We start from the raw sequence: 25,427 nt of genomic DNA on the forward strand, positions 1-25,427 counted from the left end.
GTTGAATAATTTCTTCAAATTCAAAAAAGGGAGCCGTCTCCGACAAATGATTTTAAATCATTTGGAGACAGCTCCTTTTTTATATTAATAATTTATTTATTTCTAATAGACTTTAGCTTCTTCTTCTCCACTTAGAACTCTAATTGCTCCTTGTGCTAAAGCTAATAATTCATCTTCTCCTGGATATACTGTAACTGGAGCAATCCACTCAACATTAGATTTTAAATCTGGCACTAATACAGGTGAATAAGCAATTCCTCCTGTAAGTAATATTTGATCAACCTTACCATTTAATGCCGCTGACATTTCTCCAATTGCTTTAGTTATTTGATAAAGAAATGCTTTGTATAATTTTTCAGCTTGTTTATCTCCTTTTTCCATCATATCTACAACGTCTCTAAAATCATTTGTATCTAAATAAGCAACAATTCCACCTTTTCCAACTATCTTGCTATATACTTCAGCTTCACTATACTTTCCACTAAAACACATTTTAATTAGATCTCCAACTGGAACTGCCCCTGCTCTTTCTGGTGAAAATGGACCATCTCCATCTAAGGCATTATTTACGTCAACAACTTTACCATGGTTATGAGCTCCAACTGAAACTCCTCCACCCATATGCACAACTACAAGATTTAAGTTCTCATATCCTTTTCCACTTTCTTTACCATATCTTTTAGCCACTGCTTTTTGATTTAAGGCATGGAACTTACTCTTTCTTGGAAGTTCAGGAGCTCCTGATATTCTAGCCACATCTGCAAGTTCATCAGTAACAACAGGATCAACAATAAATGATGGCACCCCTAATTCATCTCCAATTGATCTAGCAAGTATCCCACCCAAATTAGATGCATGTGGTCCTTGCACTCCAACTTTTAAGTCTTCTATCATTGCATCATTCACAGCATAAGTTCCACCTTCTACAGGCTTAAGCATTCCACCTCTACCTACAACTGCACTTAATGTTTTTAAATCAAATTTCTTTTCTTTAAGTATATTTATTATTACTTCTTTTCTAAATCCAAATTGATCATATATTGTGTCATATTTCTTTATTTCCTCATTTGTATGTCTTAGTGTTTCTTCAAACAACTCTTTTTCATCTTCATATACTCCAATTTTTGTTGAAGTTGAACCTGGATTAATAATTAATAACTTATATGACATATCTCATCCTCCAATATTTCAATTTATTTTGCAGCTTCTGCAACAACTGCCGCTAAAGCTATTGAATTCACTTTAGTTTCAAAGCTATCTGCTCTTGAAGTTAATATTACTGGTGCTGATGTACCTACTAATAATCCACCATTCCTTGAATTAGAAGTGTAAGTTAAAGTTTTATACATAACATTTGCTGTTTCTATATTTGGTAACATTATTATGTCAGCTTTCCCTGCAACAGGGCCTGTAATTCCTTTATGATGAGCAGCTTCTTCTGACAATGCATTATCAAGAGCAAGAGGTCCATCTACGATACATCCCTTAATTTGTCCTCTATCATTCATCTTTGATAATAATGAAGCATCTACTGTTGCTGGCATGTCTGGATTCACTACTTCAACAGCACATACTGGCGCAACTTTTGGACATTCTATTCCACATGCATGAGCTACATAAACTGAATTTTGTAAAATTTGAACCTTAGCCTTTAAATCTGGATATGTGTTAAATGCTGCATCTGTTAAGAAAATTAATCTGTCAAAACCTTCTATTTCAAACACTGACACATGTGACATAACTTTACCAGTTCTAAGACCAACTTCTTTATTTAACACACTTCTTAAGAAAGTAGCTGTATCTACTAAACCTTTCATAACCATGTCAGCTCGTCCGCTTGATACTAGCTGTATAGCAAAAAGTGCCGCTTTCTTTACATCAGGTTCATGAATTACTTCAAATTGAGTTAGATCCATTCCTATTGAATCTGCTATTTCTTTTATTTTTTCCTTATCCCCTACCAATATAGCATCAGCTATGCCTTGTTCTTTTGCAGCTTTAATAGCTTCTAACACTGGTTCATCTTGTGCTACTGCAACTGAAACTTTTTTTCTCTTGCATTCTTTCACCCTTGATAATAAATCATCAAAATTTTTACTCATTTATATGCACCTCTTATTAATTATTTGTTTTTGCTTAATTTTATATTGTAATTTATAAAAATAATATAAACATACATCCTAATTAAATTGAATATGTTAATTTTATAACAATCTAAGACACAGTTATTCCATTTATTATAATTTTATTGTAACAAAAAATATTCTGAAAAGCTAAATTTTCAGAATATTCAAAAGATTGTTTTTTATTTGTATTCATTTATTATTTTCTCTGCAACCTTGATTCCATCAACTGCAGCAGATATAATTCCTCCAGCAAATCCAGCCCCTTCTCCAGCTGGATATAGTCCTTTAGTACTTATACTTTCCAACTTTTCATTTCTACTTATCCTTACAGGGGCAGAAGTTCTAGTTTCTATACCTGTTAAAATTGCGTCATTCATCGCATACCCTTTTATCTTTGTGTCAAATTTAACTATCCCTTCTTTTAAAGTATCCACAACATAACTAGGTAAACATTCATTTATTTCTCTAAGTTCAAATCCTGCAGTATAGGATGGATTTACACTCCCTATCTTCTTACTTTTTTCACCTTTTAAGAAATCTCCTACAAGTTGTACTGGCGCCTTATACTTACCGCCTCCAAGATTATAGGCCAAACTTTCATAATGTCTTTGAAATTCCATACCACTTAAAGGTGAATTTCCTTCAAAATCCTTTGATCCTACCGTTACAACTAAAGCTGAATTTGCATTTTCTAGATCTCTTGCATGATAACTCATTCCATTTGAAACAAGTCTATTCTCTTCAGATGCAGCAGCTACTACTATTCCTCCAGGACACATACAAAAAGAATATATTCCTCTATTATTCTTAACACTTTGATAAGTTAATTTATAATCTGCTGCCTTTAATCTAGGATGGTTTGCAAATTTACCATACTGACTTACATTAATAAGTTCTTGAGGATGCTCTATTCTAACTCCAATAGCAAAAGCTTTGCTCTCCATAAATATTCCTTCATTGTGAAGCATAGTGTATGTATCTCTAGAACTATGTCCAATAGATAATATTAATACTTCACAACTTATTTCATTTCCATTTACTTTTATACTTTGAATTTTGCCATCCTTGACATTAATTCTTTCTAATTTAGAATTGAAATGAACTTCCCCACCTAAAGCTTTTATTTCTTCTCTTATATTTTTAACTACATCCTTAAGTATATCAGTCCCCACATGCGGTTTTCCTATATATGTTATCTCTTCCGGAGCTCCAGCCTTTACAAGTTCCTCTAGTACAAATGTACATCTCTTATCTTTTATTCTTGTTGTCAATTTCCCATCAGAGAAAGCTCCTGCTCCACCTTCACCAAATTGAACATTAGATTCTAGATTTAAATCAGATTTTCCTTTCCAAAAACTTTCCACAGTCTTTGTTCTATTATCCACATCTTCTCCACGTTCAAAGACTATAGGCCTATATCCTTCTCTAGCTAAAGTTAAAGCTGAAAATATTCCTGCCGGTCCAAACCCTATTACTATAGGCCTGAAATTCATTTTTTTATTTCCATGAACTATATCTTCATGCATCTCATCTTCTTCCAGCTTAGCATCCTTGCACTTTGCATGCTTCAATATCTTTTTTTCTCCATTACACTTTATCTCGATAGAATAATTAAATTTAATATTGTCCTTTTTTCTGGCATCTATACTTTCCCTTATTATTTTATACCCTATAATATCCTCCTCTAATATCTTAAGTTCACTAGCTACTTTTTTCTTAAGAATATCTTGTGATTCATCTATATTTAGGTTAACATTATTTATTCTAATAGTCATAGTTATAACACATCCCTTTTATCTACTAGATAATCATTTTATCATATTATAAAAAAAAGTAGCAACGCTACTTTTTATTTAACTGTTACTTTAACCTTCTCTGGTTTTGATATTACTTTTATATTATTATCTGCATTAACTATGTTAACTTCTATAGGAACTTCCTTTTCACCTGCTTCGGTTATATCTCCAACTGAAGCAGTAGCTGATATATTGGCTGCTGTTATTGAATTTAAAGCCTCTTGCGTTCCAGATACCTCTACACTAATATTAGGAACTTCATATTTTAACGTACCTTCTTTTTTATTTATTAAGTTAACTTGTACACCATCAATGCTTTTTGTTACAGTATTATCCTTCACTTTTATTGTTGCCACGACATAATTTTGTCCACTTGCTAACATAATTCCACTAGGCAGTTTTAACTTTATCTTAATATCTTCATTATTATTAATACTAGCCAAATCTATTGGCTCAGTTTCTATACTATCTATATTAGAAATTTCATCATAGTTTCCTATTATAGTAACTTTCTCTTTTGATAAAACAGTGCTTTCAAGAGTTAGATTAGAACTTAACTTTCCTGTATAAGTAGGCTTAATAGTAACATCTTTTTGATTTCCTACCTCTATAGCTAGTATTCCTTCATTCTCACTAACGTTAACCCCTTTAACTTCATTTCCTTGAGCATCTACTGCTACTAAATTAAATTTCTCATTTATATTTTCCTCAATATCAAGCTTTTCACCCTTCAAAGCTACCTTAGCAACTTTATTTACAGCACTTTCTGGTCCTGATACTTTAACTTTATTAGGTTTAACATCTACGGAACTTTTCGTAATTCCATTCTTAAATGTCGTCTTTACAGCAGAATATACCGAAACTTCCTTTTCCACTTTATTCTCTATATTAACTTTAACTGCTAATACTCCGATGTTTTTTATAGTTAACCCCTGTGGATAACTCTCTATCTGGACAGGTATATTATTCTCACCTTTTTTTAGCGCATATGAACTTAAATCAGCTTTTATGTTGAAATCATTTTTCTTTACACTGTATATGTCATTAGCTGGCCCCTCTAGTTTTACATCTACAACAAAACTTTGATCTGGAGAAATACAAAGATTTGAACTATCTAATACTTCTGTATTAACTATTTCCACAGGAACATCTTTTATGTCGGATGTCCTTGTTGGATTTTCAACATTAGATATATATAGCCATAATACAAAAGATAATAATATGCATATCAGCTTTATAATTAGGCTTTTTTCATTCCCATTATCCATGTCTTCACCTTCTCTCCAGCAGTTTTTACCCTTTTTGAATCCCTATTAGCCATTATCTTAAGCAATATTGTTTTTAATTTTTCTTTATCATAATTCCTCGTTAACCTTCCATTTACAGCTAAAGATATAACTCCTGTTTCTTCAGATACTACTATAATTAACGCATCTGAGTTTTCTGACAAACCAATTGCTGCCCTATGTCTAGTTCCAAGTTTCTTATTTATCGAATTATTATTAGTTAATGGTAAAACACAACCCGAAGCGTGAATCCTATCTTTTCTTATTATTGTGGCTCCATCATGAAGAGGTGTATTCACAACAAAAATATTTTCTAGTAAATTCGCACTGACTTTTGCATCTATTATTGTTCCCGAAGGTAACAATTCGCCAAGCCCAGTTCCCTGTTCTATAGCAATTAGCGCTCCTGTTTTCGTCTCTGCTAAGTTTTCCACAGCTACTACAACTGCATCCACAACTTCTGTTCTCTTCTCCACACTAGGACCATTGTGAATGTCATCAAAAGCGCTTCTTCCTAAATGTTCTAATGCCCTTCTTATTTCTGGTTGGAATATAATAACAACAGATAACACTCCTATAGTTAATGTTTTATTTAGAATAAAGTTTAACATATCTAATTTTAAAATGTAACTAACAGGAATAAGTACTACTATAAAAACTATTCCCTTCAATAATTGTTCAGCTCGCGTCTCTTTTATTAACATATACCCTTTATAAAAAATAAAAGATACTACTAAAATATCTAATATAGACCAGGCTGATATATTTTTTATCGTATTTACTATCATTAAATAAAATTCTTGCATGTGGTCACCTCAACAAAATACTTTATATATAAATTATACACCAATTTCCTAATCCTTAATATAAAAGCTAATTACAATTTTATGAATATTTATATACTATTTATTTTTTCTTAAAATATATATTTTATAAGGTACATTAATTTTAGAAAAAGGAGTAACTACTATGAAAATTATGAATTTAAAAATTAATAATAAACTTGTATATATTTTTGCCTTTTTAATAATATTAACCTTATTAATATTACTTTTTATAAACTTGTCTCCTGGAAGTAGGGATATGAACAACCTAAATAAAATCTGTAAAGATATTGAAAAGCATAATTCATCTCTTCAAGGGTGTTTAACTGATAATGGACTAGACTTAAATGAAACTGAGGATATCCTTTCCTCTGAATTAATCAATTTAAAATCAATAAATGATGAATTATATGCTTTAGAAGTTAATGATAACAAACTTTCTATTAAAGACGAATTATTAAAGACCTTAGGATATAACATAACTCTTTTTGAGTCATGTTTAAATCTAGTAAAAGCTCCAGAAGATAAAAATCTTTTATCAAAATACAATGATTATTCAACAACTTATTCTCTTTTTGAAAAAAATTATGAAACACTTAACTCACTTGGTGTCAATGGAAGTATTCCTCCCGAAGCTAAGAATTTTTTCTCTAGATCATTTGACTATTTTGGAACTATTATTAAAATAAACAGAGATAATGATATCTATGTTGATCAAAAGAAATCTTATGTTTCCAACATAAAAAATTGCTTAATAGCCTTTGATAGCATAAACGAAGATCTAAAACCCGCATTGACAAAAATTAAAGAAGATAAAAGAAGCTTAGATGTACTATTAAAAGATATTAAAGATAAACGTTCTAAATTAAGTGATATCAAAAGCCAATCTTATGGCTTAACTATACCAGAGGGCGGCAATAATTGTTACAATTTGCTTCAGGAATCTATTAACTATTATGAACTATATATAAATGCATTAGAAGATTCTATTATTTTTGAGAAAACATCAAAAGATGCTAATAGTGCAGAAATTGAAAAAAACTATAATGATAGTTTTTTTAAATATAATGATTTTATTAATAAGTTGAAGTATTTAAGTGCAGAACTGGATAATTTTAATAAAAAATAGTATATATAATTTCCTTTTGGTCATAATATTTCTTGACCGGGTTAGAAAAGGAGGTTCATATGAAAAAATTTTTAAATCTATTTATACTTTGCTTAGCCCTCTCACTTGTAGTATTTTCTAACTGTACTACAGCAAAAGCTTTAGATGCAAAACCAAATGCAGGATCGGAAAATTTAGACCAAAATAATATAGATAAGGCAGTAGAAGTCTTTAATCACGGTCAAAAAAAATTATATATAACTCAATCCGACATTGATTTAATGGCAAAATTAATTTACGCCGAAAGTCGAGGTGAGCCATACGAAGGGAAAGTAGCTGTAGCCTCTGTAGTTTTAAACAGGGTCTTAAGTCCTAAATTCCCCAACACAATTAAGGAAGTGATATATCAGCCCAAAGCATTTTCATGCGTAAATAATGGGCATATAGCTGCCCATCCTGATAAAAATTGTTATGCCGCTGTATACGATGCTTTAAGAGGAAGTGATCCTACTAATGAAGCTCTATACTATTATAACCCGTCTATTTCTACATGTTCTTGGATGCAGCATACTGAAAAAAAAGATACTAAATCTATAGGACATCATTTATTTTTTAAATGTTAAAAGAGGGTTTACACCCTCTTTTTTTTATTCAAAAACATTTTTAACTATTGCTTTTTCGTCCTTAACTAAGATTTTCCCCTTTGCATATACGTCACAAATCTTTAAATCATCTTTATTTACTAACACAAAATCTGCAAAATATCCTGCCTTTATCTCCCCTACATCTTTTAACTTAAATAATTTTGCCACATTGGAAGTAATTACCACTATAGTCTTTTCTATTGGCATTCCTTCTTCTAGAATGGCTTTTCTTACTTCACAATAAAGGGATTTTACAGAACATATACCTATTCCCATAAATTCATCATTCTCATTATATTTGGGCATGCTCCCCTGTCCATCAGAAGAAAAAGTAACCTGTTCTATAGGTAGACCTAAATCATATATCCTTTTTAATCCTTTACTTGCAATCAACTCCCCTGGCTCTAAATAGTCCGGGTCTGAACTAGTAGTTAAATCTATATATCCACCTTTTTTTAAATATTCTATTCCTTCCTCAAAAAGTTCCCTACTCCTATTAATATGAGTAGGTAGCAATTGTGTTGGTGGAATTTCAGTATTTTCTAACAGTAAAAATACCTTTTCTAATCTTCTATTTCCTACACCCATATGTATATCCACAATACCACTTTTTCCTGACAATAGTCCACCAACTCTTGCTTCTGCAGCAACTTTTACAAACTCTTCAAAAGTAGGTTGTGAACTTCTATGATCAGAGAGTGCAATTTCTCCAACTCCAATAACTTTATCGATAAGCATTAAATCCTCTTTTATGCTATTTGTCACTGTTACAACAGGGACCTGATAAGAGCCAGTGTAACAATAAGCTGATATACCATCTTCTTCAAGTGATCTTGCTTTTGCAATTAAGCTTTCCATATCTCGACATACCCCATCTGTGCCAAGGCATCCTATTGCTGTAGTTATTCCTGAAGTTGTTAATTCTGAAAATTTAATTTCACTGGTTCTTGTAGAAAATCCTTCTTCTCCACCCGCTCCAATAATATGCACATGATTATCAATAAAGCCAGGAAAAATTAACTTTCCACTTCCATCAACTTCATTAATGTGGATAAAGTTAGTAGGAATACTAATTTCATCATAAATTCCTTCAAATCTATTTCCTACTATAAGAACTTGTTTCCTTCCTATATATTTAGGACTATAGACTTCTACATCTTTTATAACTGTAATCAAAATACCACATCCTAATTTATTTAGTATCTAGTAAATTAGAAATAGCTTTATTATTATACATAGATGATGGATATTTTTCTCTAATCTCTCTTGCAAAAGCAATACTTTTATCTATATCCCTTTCCTTATATAATAATGCAAGTTTATATGTAGTTTCCTCCATATAAGTCTCATTTTTAAACTTGTTATAAAACTCCTCGTATCCACTAATAGCATCATCTATATTTCCTAACTCTTCATCTGTTGCTGCTTTAAAAAATACTATGTGAGGATATATATAGTTTCCATTACCATACTCATATCCTTTTGAAAACTCAGACTTTGCTTCATTTAATGCCTTCTTATTATAAAGTTCAGATCCTTTCCTATAAAAGAAGTTTGCTCCCTCATTTTTCAGAATTTCTATGCCTTTATAATATATAGTTTTATCTCTTCCTTTTAAATCATTTCCATTAACATTTTTTATATTATTATATATAGCCTCGTAATCTTTATTATTCACAGATGATTCCAATACACTAAAATCTACTAGATTTTCAGTCTTAGTTTCTCCCTTTTCTTTAGTCTCATTCTTATCATCAATATTTTCTTCTTGAGCATTGTCTGTATCCTGATTTTTCTCCACTAATGTTTCACTTGATTCACTACTAGTATTTTTACTATTCAAATATATTCTAGCTCCTGCTACAATGCTACCTACAATTATTACAGTTGCTACTGTGAATAACAAACCTTTTGCCCATATATTTCTTTTACTTACTTCTAACTTAATTCCACCTACGTCCTTAAGTTCTTTAGCTATATTTTTAGCACCTATATTGTTTCTATCAACATTAAGTACCTTAGTAGCATAAACACTACTACGTGCATAGTCACCCTTTCTTAAATAACAAATGGACAGTGCTAAATTTACTTTTATTGAGTTAAAATCACTTTCTGTGCATTTTTCTAATTCAGCTATTGCCTCTTCAATTCTTAATTGTTTTAAATAACTTTCGCCTACCTTATAATACTGTGCTCTTTTAATATCGCTTTTAGAATCATGTATATAATGTTTGGCTAAGCTATCATCATTATGTTCAGAATTTATTTTCCACTGAGCCTTTGCTCCTTCTAAATCACCTTTTAAATATAGAATCAATCCCTTTAAATTAAGGGTTGCTGCATTTCTTAAGTTATTCGAAATAGATTCATCACATTTCTTTAATGCTTTTTCAAGCTCTCCCTCTTCATAAAAACGGACTGCCTTCATGTAGTCTTTATCCTTTTGTTTGCTTTTCATAGCTATCCCCACCTCTAAATATTAACCATTTGTAATACCAATCAATATAAATGATACTATAGTTACTCTAAATATTGAAGCTAAAGTTCCTTAAACTTAAATATAAATTCAAATAAAAAACCTCAATGAAAATTAAATTCCATTGAGGTTCTAAATTATTCTTATTCTTGCTCTAATATTATCTTCTTAGCTGTTAATATTGAAGTAGCACTCATTGAGAATTCATCTAGTCCATATTCAACTAGAGTTGGGATAGCAGCTTCATCTCCTGCCATTTCTCCACACATTCCTACCCATTTTCCATGCTTATGAGCACCATCTATTGTCATTTTTATTAATCTTAATACTGCTGGATGCATTGGGTTGTAAAGGTATGATACCTTTTCACTCATTCTATCAGCAGCTAATGTATATTGAATTAAGTCGTTAGTTCCAATTGAGAAGAAATCAACATGCTTTGCAAGTTCATCAGCATAAACTGCAGCAGCTGGAATTTCAACCATGATACCCCATTGAATTTCTTCTGAGAAAGCTTTTCCTTCTGCTTTTAATTCAGTCTTACATTCTTCAACAACTTCTTTTGCTTGCATAAACTCTTCTAATCCAGATATCATTGGGAACATAACACATAGCTTACCATATACTGAAGCTCTTAGTAACGCTCTTAATTGTACCTTGAATATTTCTTTTCTATCTAAACAAAGTCTTATTGCTCTATATCCTAAGAATGGATTCATTTCTTCTGGTAATGGTAAATAAGGAAGTGTCTTATCTCCTCCAATATCAAGAGTTCTAATTACAACTTGCCTTCCTTCCATCTTTTCAAGAACAAATTTATAACTTTCATATTGTTCTTCTTCAGTTGGAGCACTATCTCTATCCATATATAAAAACTCAGTTCTAAATAATCCAACAGCGTCTCCACCATTAGCTATTACTCCAAGTACATCTTCTGGCTTACCTATATTTCCACAAACTTCTATTCTCTTTCCAGATTTAGTAGTTGTTTTTACATCTATTAATTTCTTTAATTCTTCTTGCTCAGCAGTGAATTTTTCCTTTTTAGCTTTATATTCAGCTATAACGTCCTCAGAAGGATTTATTATAACATCTCCTGAAATACCATCTAATATAACTAAATCTCCATTTTTAACTGAAGTAGTTATATCTCCAAGACCAAGTACAGCTGGAATTTCTAATGTTCTTGCCATAATAGCAGCATGAGAAGTTCTTCCACCTATGTTTGTCATAAATCCTATAACTTTAGTTCTGTCAAGTTGTGCTGTATCTGATGGAGTTAAATCATGAGCAACAACTATTGTATTTTCTTCTGTTATAGCAAATGCGTCTCCACCTTTACCTGCTAAGTTTGATATAATTCTTTTTGATACATCCTTAATATCTGCTGCTCTTTCTCTCATGTAAGCATCTTCCATTGAATCGAATATCATAACAAATGTATTAGTAACACTGTCTACGGCTTTCATTGCGTTTACACTATTAGTTTCAATTTCTAAATTCATTGCCCCTGTAAATTCCGGGTCATCTAATAATGTAATATGTGCTTCAAAAACTGCTGCCTTTTCTTCTCCCATTTCAGCTGCTGCTTTTGCTTTGATTTTTTCTAATTGTTCTCTTGAGTTGTCAAGGGCTTTCTTTAATTTTTCTTGCTCCCCTGCTACATCTGTCACCTTAGAATCTGTTATAACTATTTCTTCATGCTCTTGTACAAAAACTTTTCCTATTGCATATCCTTTTGAAGCGGCAATACCTTTTTTCATAATTTATGATCCTCCTCAAATTATATTAATTTACTAAAATCACTTACTGGTTTAAAACCTTAACCACTTTGGTAAACCTTTAACAATTAAATGTAACATAGATTATTATAACACATTTTTTCAACATGTTAACCTTTAAATAACCGTTTTTTTAAAAAGTTTCAATGAAAAATTACCTTATTTGTTAAATATTAGACATTCTACAAATCATCTACAAGTGCTGTGACTTTTGCATAAGCAGTTGATCTTCCTTCAAAAAAATCAGTTTTAACTGAATTTGCATCTGCTAAGGTATCCACCCATTCTGCAGGATTTTTTTTAACATTGAGAAAGATTTCTCCTAAACCTATAGATGTTGATCTTAAATTAGCCAAATATTTTATATAATCTGTAATTAACTTTTTATTTATTCCTTGTATATCATCCCCAATAACATAATGACCCCAAGCTATTTCATGCTCAACTCCTGTTATCATCATATCGATTAATTCACTTTTCATATCTTCTGTAAACAAATCCGGTTCTTCCTCTTGTAGTTCTTTTATTATATTTCTAAATAACCAAAGATGGGTATTTTCATCTCTATTAATATATCTAATTTCTTGAGCTGATCCAGCCATTTTCCCATGTCTTTCAAGGTTATAAAAGAACATAAATCCAGAATAAAAATATATCCCTTCAAGAATATAGTTTGCCATTATAGTCTTTAATAAATTTTTTTTACTTGGATTTAAAATAAAATTATTATATAAATCCCCAATAAACTTATTTCTCTCTAAAAGTATTTTATCATCTTTCCATTGATACAAAATTTCATTTCTTTTCTCTGGCGAACAAATTGTATCAAGCATATAACTATAGCTTTGTGAATGCACTGCTTCTTGAAACGCTTGAATAGTTAGACATAAATTAACTTCACTTGCTGTAATATAGCTTGATACATTTCCTAAGTTAGCTGTTTGAATTGAATCTAAAAAAATTAAAAAAGAAAGTATCTTATCATATGCTATTCTTTCACTTTTGGAAAGATTCCCATAATCTTTTAAATCTTGTGATAAATTTACTTCCTCTGGTATCCAAAAGTTATTCATAGCTTGCCTATACCAGTCACTAACCCATGAATATTTCATATTGTTAAAATCATTAAGATTAGTTGTATTTCCATTTATCATTCTTTTTTTATTTGTCTCAATATCCCCATATTCATTAAATAATGGTTTTCTATTAATAGTCATATTATCACTCCTTAAGCTGAACAACTTTCACAATCTCCAACAGTTAGAGATTTACTTCTCACATAATATATTGATTTAACTTTACATTTACAAGCTTCTACATAAAGGTTCATTATTTGTCTCATCGTATAATCAGTAGTTATATATAAATTAAATGACTGCCCTTGATCTATATGTCTTTGTCTTACCCCATTAATTTTTACGCACCACTCTTGGTTAATATTATAAGCAGAATTATAGTACCAGTAATTCTCATCACAAAGATTTGGAGCTGTTTTGGGTACTATACTACCTTTCTTTTCTTCTAAATAAAATCTAGACATTACTGGATCTACCCCTTCACTTGTACCTGCTATTGTTGCTGTAGATCCGTTTGGAGCAATTGCTATTAGATATCCATTTCTCATACCATGTTCTCTTACTTCTTTTTTGAGTTCTAACCATCTTTCCGAATTATATCCTCTTAGATCAAAATAATTCCCATTGTCCCAATCTGAACCTTCAAATTCCAAATATCTTCCCTTTTCCTTGGAGATCGTCATACTAGCCCTAATTGCATAATAATTAATCTTCTCATAGACTTTATCCGCAAAATCTATATGTTCATCTGATGTCCAATGAATTTTATTATTTGCAAGCATATGATGATATCCACTAGTTCCAAGTCCAATTCCTCTATATTTCTTATTTGTAATTTCTGCAAAAGGAACTGAATAATAATTTAAATCAATAACGTTATCCATAGCCCTTATTTGAGTTTCAACAACATATTCAAGTTCTTCGTCGTCTAAAACATCTACATTCCCTAAAACTATAGAAGAAAGATTACAAACAACAAAATCCCCAGCCTTTCTTCTTTCTATAACTACCTTATCACCATTTTCATCTACAATCTCAGAATTCTTAGATTCCATTGGGCTCATATTTTGCATTATTTCTGTACAAAGATTAGATGAATATATTATTCCTTTATGTTTATTAGGATTCATTTCATTAACTGTGTCTCTATAAAAAGCAAAAGGCGTTCCTGTTTCTGCTGCACTTTTTATAATAAGTCTTACAATATCTTTAACTAACATCACCCTTTTTGAAATTCTATTATCATTAACACACTCATAATATTTTTCTTCCCATTCCTCACCATAGAAATCCTCTAATGAATATCCTTTTACATTTTTTATTTCATAAGGACACATCATATACCAATTAGCATCTATATCTGTCTCCGCAAGTTTCCAAAACAGATCAGGATAGCATAACCCAGGGAAAACATCATGAGCTTTTTTTCTGTCATCTCCATTATTAGTTCTAATCTGTAAAAATTCTGGCATATCTTTATGCCAGACATCCAACCATATTGCAACAGATCCATTTCTAACTCCTAATTGATCGACAGCTATTGCAGTATCATTAAATAGCTTTATCCAAGGTATAACTCCTCCTGAAGCACCTTTAAACCCTCTTATAGGTGATCCTAAAGCTCTAATCTTTCCAAGGTATATCCCCATACCACCCCCGAACTTAGATACTTCTGCAAAATTATCTAGAGATTTATATATACCATTTAAACTATCATCCACTGTATCTACAAAACATGAGCTAAGTTGATAGAATGGCTTTCTTGCATTACTCATTGTAGGAGTTGCCATTGTAGCTTTAAGAGAGCTTAAAACGTCATAAAACCTTTTTGCCCATTCTACTCTTTTTTCTTTCTTCTCTGGAATAGCAAGATGCATAGCAATTCCCATAAACATTTGCTGTGGTAACTCTATGACATTTCTATTAAAATCATGTGTAAGATATCTTTTTTTTAGTAAATCTATTCCGCTATATGTAAACAGATAATCCCTTTCCGGTTTTAATTCCTTTTCTAGTTCATAAATATCTTCCTTAGAATAATTCTCTAGTATATACCTTCCATACAAATTTTTATTAGTTAGTTCTTCAATAAACAAATAGAAATCAGAATATAAATTTTTGTTTTCTCCTAAATTTCTATTATTTCTAACCTCATCATGTAACCTTTCTATATATAACCTAGCTGCAACAAATTGCCATTTTGGCTCTACATCAGTTGTTAATTCCAAAGAAACTTGTATTAACGAATTTCTTACCTCATCCATAGACATATTAGGTCTCATTATATGATCTAATGCCTCAACTAATCTCTCTTTAGTATATATCCCCTCATAATCCTTAACTCCTTCTAATGCAAACTCCAATAACTTCTCCAGCATCTCCATTTCATTCCTCCACTATATTTAGTATATATAATATACATCCTCTTTTTTTTATACAACATATAGTAATTATAATTATTATCTCTTAATATGTAAAATTACCTACTATCTTTTTAACAATACTAAAGAGAAATATTAATGCCATCCTCCTGTTTCCTCCTTTTATCTATAACAATTATTATTAATAAATATTTTATATTCCTATAAAAGAATATAAAAAAGCTGTTTAAAAATATCCAACACTTTCTATTTTTAAACAGCTTATCAATACATCTCTTTTTATTCATTTATAGAAGATTTCATTTTTCAGTATTCATTCTATTCTCATAACTTTTAGGAAGTACGATATATATCTTAAACATATCTCCTTCTCTAATAACATTTATCTCACCATCATGCAACTCTACAATACTTTTTGCTATAGCAAGGCCTAATCCTGATCCTTCAACCTTGGAATTTCTAGAACTGTCTCCTCTAGAGAATCTTTCAAATATATCATTATTATCAAAATTCATATCATAATTTGCAATATTTTTAAAAGCTATTTCTACATTATCTTCCCCATCCATCACATCTATATACACTCTTGTATTTTCTAGTGAATACTTTAATGCATTAATAACTATATTCTCTATAACTCTCGACATCATTTTCCCATCAAGATCCATATCAATCTCTTCAACTGAGCTATTTACTTTAAACTCTATATTCTTCTCTTCATATAAATACGAATATTCTCCTACGGCCTGATGAATCAAAGACATTATATCTATATTCTCTTTATTTAACTTTATCTTTCCACTATTGATTTTTGACATTTCAAACAAGTCATCTATTAAAACTTTAAGCTTCTTAGACTTTTGCTCTAATATCTTTATATAGTCTATTCTTTCTTCTTCAGTTATATCTGGTGATTTTAATATATTAACATAATTAATAATTGAAGTTAAAGGAGTTCTCAAATCATGTGAAACATTAGAAATAAGTTCAGTTTTTAACTTTTCGTTTCTTAATGTCTCTTCAACTGCTATCTCATATCCTGACTTTATTTTAGTTATATTTTTTATAAGCTCCAAAACTTCAGAGCCACCCTGCTCCACAATATGATAATCTAAATTTCCATCATTTATCTTCTTCAAACTATCATTTACCCTAGATATTTCTATAGTTTTTTTCATAGAATACATTATTCCTATCATTGGCAACACCATAAGCATTATGCTTCCCTTAAAAGGATATAATGTAAAGAAAGTAACAAGGATGTTATTTTCATATCCTCCTATAGCTAATAAATATAAATATAATATAAAAAATATAATTGAACATATTATAGTTGCTACTAACATTCTTCTAGTTTGCTTATACCTAAATCCATACTTCAATACATAAGCAATACTACCAATAAAATTCCCTTTAATAATTACTTTTCCTCTATTGGCAATAATGACTGCTAAAACTTTTATAAATAGAAACATCCATATTAGAAATAGCAAACTAACGTATAATATAATTCTCCAATTGGAACTTTCTTTGTAATTGTCTAAAGAAGTATAATAATATTCCTCGTAATTACTTAGAATACTTTTATCAACTTTTATTTCACCGTTTTCAACTAATTTATTAAAACTATTTTGATTATCATAATTTATTACCAACTCATTACCATTATACTTTTCTTCTATATATGAATTAATATCCTCGTCTGTATATTCAGCATCTGTAGCCTCCAAGTACTGGCTAGGATCATTAGTTAGGATTTCATTAGTATTTTTATTTCTAACTATAAAATAAATATTTTTTCCGATAGAATACCCTTCTTTTTCATAATACTTATAAATAAAGTTCTTTTTTATTATATTTGTTACATCCTGATTTACATAGTAAAGCTTTTGAAAAGAGTTGGTCTTATCATAGATCATCTTAGCTAATTCATAGGAATCACCTTTTAAATTTTTTTGATAATAATCCTTTGGATTTATTGTTGCTTCAACTGCTGACATGACTCTTGAATAAGAATTATCTGAATAATCCTTAAAAACTTCGATTCCAAAGTACACGCATATTAATATTAAAATTATTATTTCTATCAGCCATATTTGACTTATGTATTTCTTAAGTCTACTTTTCAATTTTATAGCCAATACCCCACACCACCTTAATATATTCAGGTTCTTTAGTATTTAATTCAATTTTTTCTCTAATTCTTCTTATATGAACTGTAACAGTATTTTCACTCTTATAAAAAGGTTCTTCCCATACTTTTTCATATATTTCTTTTATAGAAAAAATACGTCCAAGATTAGAAGCCAATAAATGTAATATCTTATATTCTGTAGCTGTTACTCTAACTTCCTCTCCCCTAACCGTTATTTTTTTTGCTAGAGTATCTATTTCTAGATCTTTAACCTTAACAGTGCCTTTATCTTCAACATTAAGTGGATTTTCATATCTTCTTAATTGAGATTTTACCCTAGCGACTAACTCAAGATGATTAAATGGTTTTGGTATGTAATCATCAGCACCTACATTCAACCCTAATATCTTATCTGAATCTTCGCCTTTTGCAGATAACATTATTATTGGGATATTATTTGTTTCTCTTATTTTCATACATGTTTTAATTCCATCTAAATTAGGCATCATAATATCCAATATGATTAGGTGTATTTGTTTACTTTCTAATATATCTAACGCTTCAAGTCCATCTTCAGCCTTAATAACTTTTAAATTTTCACCTCTTAAATATATTTCAATAGCATCTCTTATTTCTTTCTCATCATCAACTACCAAAACATTATACATATGACAACCCCCTTAGGTTTTTATTCTTATTATAACCTAACTTTATTAAAGCATAAAATAAGTTCTCCTTTATTACGTTTTTATTAATTACTCTTCTCCCACACTATTAGTATAAATCTTTCTTAAATATTTCCCTCTATTAAGTTTTCAAGCTGCCCTTATAGTATAATATTTACAAATAATACAAGGGGGATTTTATTATGTTAGAAATTAAGTACCTTACAAAAACCTATAAAAAATTCAACGCTGTTAATAATTTAAATCTTGCCATAAATGAGGGAGAAATTGGGGTTTTAGCTGGTCCTAATGGAGCTGGAAAGTCAACTACTATAAAATGCATCGCTGGACTTCTTCGTTATATAGGTGATATTAAAATAGGGGGATTTTCTAATAAAAGTATAGAGGGTAAAAAATTATTTGGATATGTACCAGAACTTCCTGGCCTATTTCCTCTGTTAACAGTAAGAGAGCATATTCACTTTGTCGCTAGAGCGTATGGATTAGAAGATTATGAAGAATACGCCAATGTACTTTTTGACATATTCGATCTAAGTGATAAAACAGAGAAATTCGGTTCTGAACTTTCCAAGGGTATGCAACAAAAACTTAGCATTTGTTGTGCCTTAGTAACTAAACCTAAGCTTATTCTTTTTGATGAACCTATGATAGGTCTGGATCCTAAAGCAATAAAAGAATTAAAAAATCTTATGATAAAATTAAAGGAGCAAGGAGTATCAATGATTGTAAGTACTCATTTACTAGATTCCGTTGAAGATATTTGGGACAGAATAGTTATTATGAATAAAGGAACTGTTGTATTTTCAAAAACTAAATCTGAATTTGAAAATACCTCTTCAGAAAGTCTAGAAGATATCTTCTTTAAAGTTACTGAGGAAGGTGATAAATAATGAGCCTTTTCATTTATTTACTTAAAAGAAATTCTATAAATTATATAAAAAGTATAAAACATAAACCATCAAGAATAGTTCCATTTATCTTTTATGGATTTTTTATATTTCTTATGATTCTTGGATCAATTAAAGGGAGTAGTAATAATTCTTTTGTTGAATCACGCTATTTTACAGGAATTTTAACAATTGTACTTATATTAATCTTTATGTATACACTCTATAGCGGAGTCACTCGAAAAAATTTCCGCTATACTATGAGCGACGTAAATATAATTTTTACTTCTCCAATAAAATCTCAAAATGTTTTACTTTATGGTTTTATTAAAGAAATATCATTTGTATTTGCTTTCTCTATAATTTTACTTTTTCAAATTCCAAACCTATCGAATAAATTTGATTTTGTTAATGGTGGAATTGTAATATTTGTAGTATTGATTTTATTATTTTTTATTATACTATCATCTATATCCTTACTGATTTATGGCATCTTTTCAAAATACTCGAATTTAAAAGAAATTGCTATAAAAGTTATAAAGTACGGTTCATTATTAATCTTCTTATCATTGTCATATTATATCTATACTCATTCTAACGGAAATAAGTTTCAATTTTCTATTGAATTCTTTAATATGAACGGATTCAATTACATCCCTATAATTGGATGGACAAGAGCTGCAATTATACAGTGTTTAAATGGATTTAACATTTCAATAGCATTATATGTAGGCCTATTAATACTTACAGGAATTATCTGTATAACTATACTATATAACTTTAATTTGGACTTTTATGAGGATGCATTGCCTTCTGCTGAACAAAACGAAGTTGCTCAAAGCTATCGTAATAGTGGTTTTAATTCAAAGGAACTTAATAAACTTCAAGGTACTCGTAAACCTTTTGCTCGTAGAAATGCTAAACTTAATTATTCTGCACTATACTCCAAAGCAATATTTTTTAGGCACATGTTGGAATATAAAAAATCAGGATATTACTTCTTAAATATTTTATCTGGTATATACTTAATCGCTTCAATTGCTGTAGGATTATACTTATCTGTGCCACTATATGGTTTTTTATTATTTTCAATCTATATGATGGTTATCTCAAGCTATACTGGAAAATGGTCACTCGATTTAAGCAGCCACTTTATTTTTCTCATTCCGGCTAGTAGTGCCTCAAAATTGTTTTATTCAACCTTATCATCACTGATTAAGTATTTTGTTGATGGAATGATTTTATTTATCCCTTGTGGTATTATAATGGGATCAGATCCTATAGAAGTTATATTTTCAATATTAGCTTACACATCTTTTGGTGCTATATCAATTTATGGTTCGGTATTAAATTACAAACTATTTGATAAGGTATCAAATCAAATGATGAAAGGCATTTTTATGCTGATCACCTTAATCGTATATGTATTGCCCGGGGTTGTTATTGGTGCTCTTTTGAGCTTCAAATTTAAAATTTTTGGACCATACGCTTTACATCTCTCATTTATTCTATATAACATTATAGCTTCTCTTATAATCGTTCAAGCTGCAAAAGGCATTTATGATACTTTAGAAAGCTAACGTCTACAACAAAAGCAACTATAAAAATTAAAAGATAACAAATAGAATCTTAATTCTATTTGTTATCTTTTATAAGTTCTTCGAACTCTGAATTTCCTCTAACAGGATCAAAATCTTTTTCAGTTTTCGCTTCTTTCTTAATCCCCGATTCCCCTTCATTAGCACCTTCAACTTCTATAGCTTTGTTTAAATTTAAAACAGTATTATCTACATCTCCCATTCTCCCATATATTGAAGCTTTACCGTAATAACTCCACATGTAAGGTTCAATTTCAAGAGATTTATCATACCATACTAGCGATTCATTTAACTTTCCATGCAATTCATAATTCAAAGCTTTATTATACCTAGCGTACCAATAGTCACCTTTTATTGCCAAAGATTTTTCTATATCAATCATACCTTCTTCAAAACCTATGCTAAAAGCCTTAGCTATCCCTCTAATATTATATGCCTTATAGCTTTCTGGAAACTTTTCAATTATGCTATCAGCTCTATTTATAGCTTCACTATAATTTCCTTGAAAAAACAAATCATATGCTTCATTATATAGATTCTCTTCCTCTTGATTCACCGGATTACTTTCTTCCCTTTTTTGATTTTTCTCTTCGTTTGTAGAAATAATTTCTTCAATACTACTATCTTGCTCTTGTCTAATATCTTCTTTAACATTTTTTCTATTATCTATTCCAAATTTAATAATTACTCCAGCTGCTATAATTACTAATATAATTAGCAAAATTATTTTCATTTTTTTGCTTCCAGGCAATTTTATTCTATTCATTTAATCCAAATTCCTTTCTCCAATATTGTCTAAAAACCACTTCCACCTAGACAACTTATTCTTATTTTGTAATATTTTTTCCTATAAATACTTAACTTTATAATACTTTTCATATATAATTATGTTGGTTTATATAAATTATTTAGATTGTACAAGAGGTATATTATGAATTTTATAAGAAAACATAACGAATTTATTGTTGATGTATTAATTATATTTTTAGGTTGCTTCATAGCTTCTCTAGGCGTTAACTTATTTTTAATTCACGCTAAACTACTAAGCGGTGGAGCTACAGGTGTAGCACTTATTATTGAATACCTTACTGGATTCCAATCAGGATATACGGTATTCATACTTAACTTACCACTATTTGTTTTAAGTTTTATGAAATTATCTAAGAGATTCACTCTATACTCTGCTATAGGTATGACTTCTCTTTCTTTCTCACTTATTTTTACAAAACAATTTTCTACACTTATCAAAGTAGATGATATATTGCTTTATTGTATATACGGTGGCGTCCTTTGTGGAATTGGATATGGCCTAGTATTCCTTAGAAATGGTTCCACAGGAGGTACTGATATAATTACTATGTTAATAAGGCAAAAATATTCAAACTTTAAAATAGGCTCTATGGGCTTTACTTTAAATTGTCTTATTGTATTTATTGGTGCACTTATTTTTGGAATTCCTAGAGCTTTATATACTCTTATATCTATTTTTATACAGGGCATAGTATTAAATCAAGTTCTTACTGGTTTTTCAAGTAAAAAGCTTATGCTTATTTTAACAGAAAAAGAGGATATTGTTATTAATTATATCATAAAAGATCTTAATAGGGGTGTTACTACCCTTCCTGCACGAGGAGAATTTACTGATAGTGACAGACGTATGCTATATTGCCTAGTAACTTCCAGGCAAATGATAGAATTAAAATCTAAAATATTATCAATTGATTCTAAAGCATTTATTAGCATTTTAGATGTTTCCGAAGTTAAAGGAAGAGGTTTTACAAATTTATAGAATTAAATAATTCTTAAAGGGTTATCCAAGATAACCCTTTAACTATTCACTACCTATTATTCATTTTTAAATAATCTTTTTGTCCCTCTTCATAAAGATTATTCCCTTCACTATCAATTATAACTATTAGTGGCATATCCTTAACTTCTATTTTTCTAATAGCTTCTGCCCCTAAATCTTCATATGCTATTATTTCAGATTTTGTTATGCTCTTTCCTATAAGGGCCGCAGCCCCTCCAATCGCTCCAAAATATATAGCTCTATTTTTTTTGATTGATTTAATTACTTCTTTATTTCTAGCACCTTTGCCTATCATTCCTTTTAACCCCAAATCTAAAAGCTTAGGTGCATATGGATCCATTCTATAACTTGTAGTTGGCCCAGCAGATCCAATAGGGGTTCCTGGTTTTGCTGGACTTGGGCCTACATAATATATAATTTCATTCTTTATATTTAATGGCAACTCTTCTTTCTTTTCCAACAATTCTATAAGCCTTTTATGTGCCGCATCTCTTCCTGTATAAATTGTTCCTGATAATAATATCCTATCACCAGCTTTCAAAGCAGTAACTTTGTCTTCAGTAAGTGGTGTATTAAGTTTAATCTCCATTTTCTATCGCCTCCTATAGGATAAATTCCTTATGCCTTGTTGCATGACAGTTTATATTAACTGCTACTGGTAACCCTGCTATGTGTGTAGGATAAGTTTCTATATTCAAACCTAAAGCTGTTGTTTTTCCACCAAAACCTTGTGGACCTATTCCAAGTTCATTAATACTCTGAAGCAACTCCTCTTCTAATTCTTTATAGAAGTTATCTTTATTTCTTATATTTATTGGTCTAATCAAGGCCTTCTTAGCTAAATAAGTAGCCTTATCAAAAGTTCCACCTATTCCAACTCCTATAACCATAGGTGGACACGGATTTGGTCCTGCTAACTTTACAGTTTCTAGTATAAATTTCTTAACCCCTTCAATTCCATCAGCTGGTTTAAGCATGCCAACTCTACTCATATTCTCCGATCCAAACCCTTTCGGTGCAACGGTAATTTTAACCTTATCCCCTGACACTATATCATAATAAACAACTGCTGGAGTATTATCCTTAGTATTGACTCTATTTATAGGGTCTTTTACTACAGATTTTCTTAAATATCCTTCTTCATATCCTCTTCTTACTCCTTCATTTATAGCATCACTTATAAGCCCTCCATTAAAATGAACTTCTTGTCCAACTTCCAAAAATACACAAGCCATTCCTGTATCTTGACACATAGGGACTTCATTATCTCTAGCTATTCCTGCGTTTATTATTAATTTATCCAATACGTCTTCAGCTATTGGATATGGTTCTTCTTTCTTTGCATTTATAAGTGCTTCTTCAATATCTTTTCCAAGATAATAGTTTGATTCTATACATAGGTCTCTTATTATATCTTCTATCTCTTTTACATTTACTTCTCTCATAACTCCACCTCCACATATATATAATTTTATGTGCTTTCATGAAATTTTACAATAGCTTCTATATAACTGCATATTTTACACTTATTAATATTATAAATAAGTAAAGATTAATTGAGGTTAATAAATGAATAATAGACAACTTCTTAAAATAATTAATTTAATAATTTGTATTATGATAATGATACTGCTATACCTTATTATATACAACATTTATACAGTATATAAATTTAAAAGTAAAACTCAGCCACCGCCTTCTGATAGTATAGAAGCTTCTCCTATATCATTGAAATATAATATAAAAACAGAAAAAAGTTGTCTCTAAATTTAATATCTTTATGACAACTTTCTTTCTATTTCCCTCTATTTCCTAGGAAATTATTTTTTTTCTTGAAAATATTTATTTACACCGCATACAATTCCACTTACAATTTTATCCTGATGTTCATCAGTTTTTAATTTCTTTTCTTCTTTATAATTCGATAAGAAGCCACATTCTACTATTATGCATGCCCCATCATATCCATCTCTAAGAATTTTATATTGATCTTTTGCAGCTTTTGCTATTCTATGATTCTTATCATCTACATTTTCTTTCAAAGATTCTTGAATTAGCTTAGCCAGTTGACTACTTTTTTCATTACTGGCATACCATACTTGTGCACCATAACAACTCTCTTTACTAAACTTATTTTGATGTATTGATATAAACATATCACATTTAGTTTCTTTTTTCATTTTGCACCTAGCACTTAAATCCTTAGCTTTCCCACTAGCTAATGAATTATCCTCTTCCCTTGTCATAAATACTTTATATCCCTCATCTTCAAGCTTCTTTTTCAACTTTTTACTTATAGACAAATTAATATTTTTCTCGATTGTTCCTTCTTTTCCCTTTGCTCCTCCATCAATCCCTCCATGACCAGCATCAATTAGTATTATTCCTTTAACATTATCTTCTTGTGCAGATATACGAATTGGAAAAATCATAAGAATGGCTAGCAATAAAATAACTACTCTTTTTACTCGCATAAAATACCTCCCATTCATTAAAACAATTATAAATTTATTATGTGGAATATTATAAAGTTTATTCGAAAAAACTTATGGATGATCTTAAGAAATCCCTCAAATATCATGTTTGAGGGACTTCTTAAACTATTATTCTGATTTAATTATTTAACTATAGTAATGTTATCTGACTTCTTTTCTTTAACTTGTCGAAAATATCTACATCCTATAAGCATAAAATGAGATATAAAAGAACTATAATCTAAATTTGTATTCCATTTACAACTAATCGAGTAGGAGGTAGATAATTATTTTATCTACCGACCTCTCACACCACCGTACGTACCGTTCGGTATACGGC

The 25,427-nt window shown here is 30.0% G+C and carries 21 protein-coding genes; 5 read left to right on the forward strand and 16 right to left on the reverse strand.

Annotated elements, in window-relative coordinates; translation table 11 throughout:
* Nucleotides 1–102 precede the first annotated feature (102 nt).
* The 5 genes from buk to cdaA all read right to left on the reverse strand — a co-directional run bounded on the left by buk (nt 103) and on the right by cdaA (nt 6,014).
* Nucleotides 103–1,170, reverse strand: a complete 1,068-nt coding sequence (buk, locus tag H9661_RS18055; RefSeq protein WP_143316999.1) for a butyrate kinase — start codon at nt 1,168–1,170, stop codon at nt 103–105.
* Nucleotides 1,171–1,193: 23 nt separating this feature from the next.
* Nucleotides 1,194–2,102 carry a phosphate butyryltransferase gene (gene ptb, locus H9661_RS18060; protein WP_143316997.1) on the reverse strand — a complete coding sequence of 303 codons (909 nt, stop codon included), beginning with the start codon at nt 2,100–2,102 and terminating at the stop codon, nt 1,194–1,196.
* Between the two features lie 203 nt (nt 2,103–2,305).
* The gene (locus tag H9661_RS18065; RefSeq protein ID WP_143316996.1) at nt 2,306–3,901 is read right to left on the reverse strand and encodes an NAD(P)/FAD-dependent oxidoreductase; all 1,596 of its coding nucleotides are present in this window, start codon (nt 3,899–3,901) and stop codon (nt 2,306–2,308) included.
* Between the two features lie 74 nt (nt 3,902–3,975).
* Complete coding sequence (locus tag H9661_RS18070) at nt 3,976–5,190, reverse strand: CdaR family protein (RefSeq protein ID WP_143316994.1); 1,215 nt, start codon at nt 5,188–5,190, stop codon at nt 3,976–3,978.
* A complete protein-coding gene (gene cdaA / locus H9661_RS18075; protein ID WP_143316993.1) occupies nt 5,163–6,014 on the reverse strand; it encodes a diadenylate cyclase CdaA in 852 nt (283 codons plus the stop codon). Before cdaA ends, H9661_RS18070 begins: the two co-directional genes overlap by 28 nt.
* A 163-nt stretch (nt 6,015–6,177) precedes the next feature.
* Between cdaA and H9661_RS18080 the strand changes: the two genes are divergently transcribed.
* Nucleotides 6,178–7,161, forward strand: coding sequence for a hypothetical protein (locus tag H9661_RS18080; protein WP_191770164.1), 984 nt, complete (start codon nt 6,178–6,180; stop codon nt 7,159–7,161).
* A 59-nt stretch (nt 7,162–7,220) separates the two neighbouring features.
* On the forward strand, nt 7,221–7,763 hold the full coding sequence (locus H9661_RS18085; protein WP_143316991.1) for a cell wall hydrolase: 543 nt from the start codon (nt 7,221–7,223) through the stop codon (nt 7,761–7,763).
* A 24-nt stretch (nt 7,764–7,787) separates the two neighbouring features.
* Here the strand turns inward: H9661_RS18085 and iadA are convergent, their stop codons facing one another.
* From iadA to H9661_RS18120, 7 genes are all read right to left on the reverse strand, one after another.
* Nucleotides 7,788–8,960 (reverse strand): beta-aspartyl-peptidase, encoded by a 1,173-nt coding sequence (iadA, locus tag H9661_RS18090; protein WP_143316990.1) that lies wholly within the window; start codon nt 8,958–8,960, stop codon nt 7,788–7,790.
* A gap of 16 nt (nt 8,961–8,976) precedes the next feature.
* Nucleotides 8,977–10,242, reverse strand: a complete 1,266-nt coding sequence (locus H9661_RS18095) for a tetratricopeptide repeat protein (protein WP_191770166.1) — start codon at nt 10,240–10,242, stop codon at nt 8,977–8,979.
* Between the two features lie 161 nt (nt 10,243–10,403).
* Nucleotides 10,404–12,023, reverse strand: coding sequence for a phosphoenolpyruvate--protein phosphotransferase (gene ptsP, locus H9661_RS18100; RefSeq protein WP_191770168.1), 1,620 nt, complete (start codon nt 12,021–12,023; stop codon nt 10,404–10,406).
* A 200-nt stretch (nt 12,024–12,223) separates the two neighbouring features.
* A complete protein-coding gene (locus H9661_RS18105) occupies nt 12,224–13,258 on the reverse strand; it encodes a ribonucleotide-diphosphate reductase subunit beta (protein WP_143316987.1) in 1,035 nt (344 codons plus the stop codon).
* An 11-nt stretch (nt 13,259–13,269) separates the two neighbouring features.
* Nucleotides 13,270–15,495: a ribonucleoside-diphosphate reductase subunit alpha gene (locus H9661_RS18110; RefSeq protein WP_423738992.1), complete on the reverse strand. Its 2,226-nt coding sequence runs from the start codon at nt 15,493–15,495 to the stop codon at nt 13,270–13,272.
* Between the two features lie 302 nt (nt 15,496–15,797).
* Complete coding sequence (locus H9661_RS19770) at nt 15,798–17,639, reverse strand: sensor histidine kinase (RefSeq protein WP_243129613.1); 1,842 nt, start codon at nt 17,637–17,639, stop codon at nt 15,798–15,800.
* Nucleotides 17,617–18,300, reverse strand: a complete 684-nt coding sequence (locus H9661_RS18120; RefSeq protein WP_143316985.1) for a response regulator transcription factor — start codon at nt 18,298–18,300, stop codon at nt 17,617–17,619. The genes H9661_RS19770 and H9661_RS18120 overlap by 23 nt, the downstream gene beginning before the upstream one ends.
* Nucleotides 18,301–18,500: 200 nt before the next feature.
* Between H9661_RS18120 and H9661_RS18125 the strand changes: the two genes are divergently transcribed.
* The gene (locus H9661_RS18125; RefSeq protein ID WP_191770170.1) at nt 18,501–19,208 is read left to right on the forward strand and encodes an ABC transporter ATP-binding protein; all 708 of its coding nucleotides are present in this window, start codon (nt 18,501–18,503) and stop codon (nt 19,206–19,208) included.
* Nucleotides 19,208–20,785, forward strand: a complete 1,578-nt coding sequence (locus H9661_RS18130; protein ID WP_191770173.1) for a putative ABC exporter domain-containing protein — start codon at nt 19,208–19,210, stop codon at nt 20,783–20,785. The genes H9661_RS18125 and H9661_RS18130 overlap by 1 nt, the downstream gene beginning before the upstream one ends.
* A 55-nt stretch (nt 20,786–20,840) precedes the next feature.
* Here the strand turns inward: H9661_RS18130 and H9661_RS18135 are convergent, their stop codons facing one another.
* Nucleotides 20,841–21,569 (reverse strand): tetratricopeptide repeat protein, encoded by a 729-nt coding sequence (locus H9661_RS18135; protein ID WP_143316982.1) that lies wholly within the window; start codon nt 21,567–21,569, stop codon nt 20,841–20,843.
* A 165-nt stretch (nt 21,570–21,734) separates the two neighbouring features.
* Between H9661_RS18135 and H9661_RS18140 the strand changes: the two genes are divergently transcribed.
* Nucleotides 21,735–22,592 (forward strand): YitT family protein, encoded by an 858-nt coding sequence (locus tag H9661_RS18140; RefSeq protein ID WP_143316981.1) that lies wholly within the window; start codon nt 21,735–21,737, stop codon nt 22,590–22,592.
* A 49-nt stretch (nt 22,593–22,641) separates the two neighbouring features.
* Here the strand turns inward: H9661_RS18140 and H9661_RS18145 are convergent, their stop codons facing one another.
* The 3 genes from H9661_RS18145 to H9661_RS18155 form a co-directional block, all read right to left on the reverse strand.
* Nucleotides 22,642–23,202 (reverse strand): Fe-S-containing hydro-lyase, encoded by a 561-nt coding sequence (locus H9661_RS18145; protein WP_191770176.1) that lies wholly within the window; start codon nt 23,200–23,202, stop codon nt 22,642–22,644.
* Between the two features lie 13 nt (nt 23,203–23,215).
* The gene (locus tag H9661_RS18150) at nt 23,216–24,058 is read right to left on the reverse strand and encodes a fumarate hydratase (protein ID WP_191770178.1); all 843 of its coding nucleotides are present in this window, start codon (nt 24,056–24,058) and stop codon (nt 23,216–23,218) included.
* A gap of 375 nt (nt 24,059–24,433) precedes the next feature.
* Complete coding sequence (locus tag H9661_RS18155) at nt 24,434–25,087, reverse strand: N-acetylmuramoyl-L-alanine amidase (RefSeq protein ID WP_143316978.1); 654 nt, start codon at nt 25,085–25,087, stop codon at nt 24,434–24,436.
* Between the last annotated feature and the right edge of the window lie 340 nt (nt 25,088–25,427).

Source organism: Clostridium cibarium (assembly GCF_014836335.1).
GTDB classification, from domain to species: domain Bacteria; phylum Bacillota; class Clostridia; order Clostridiales; family Clostridiaceae; genus Clostridium; species Clostridium cibarium.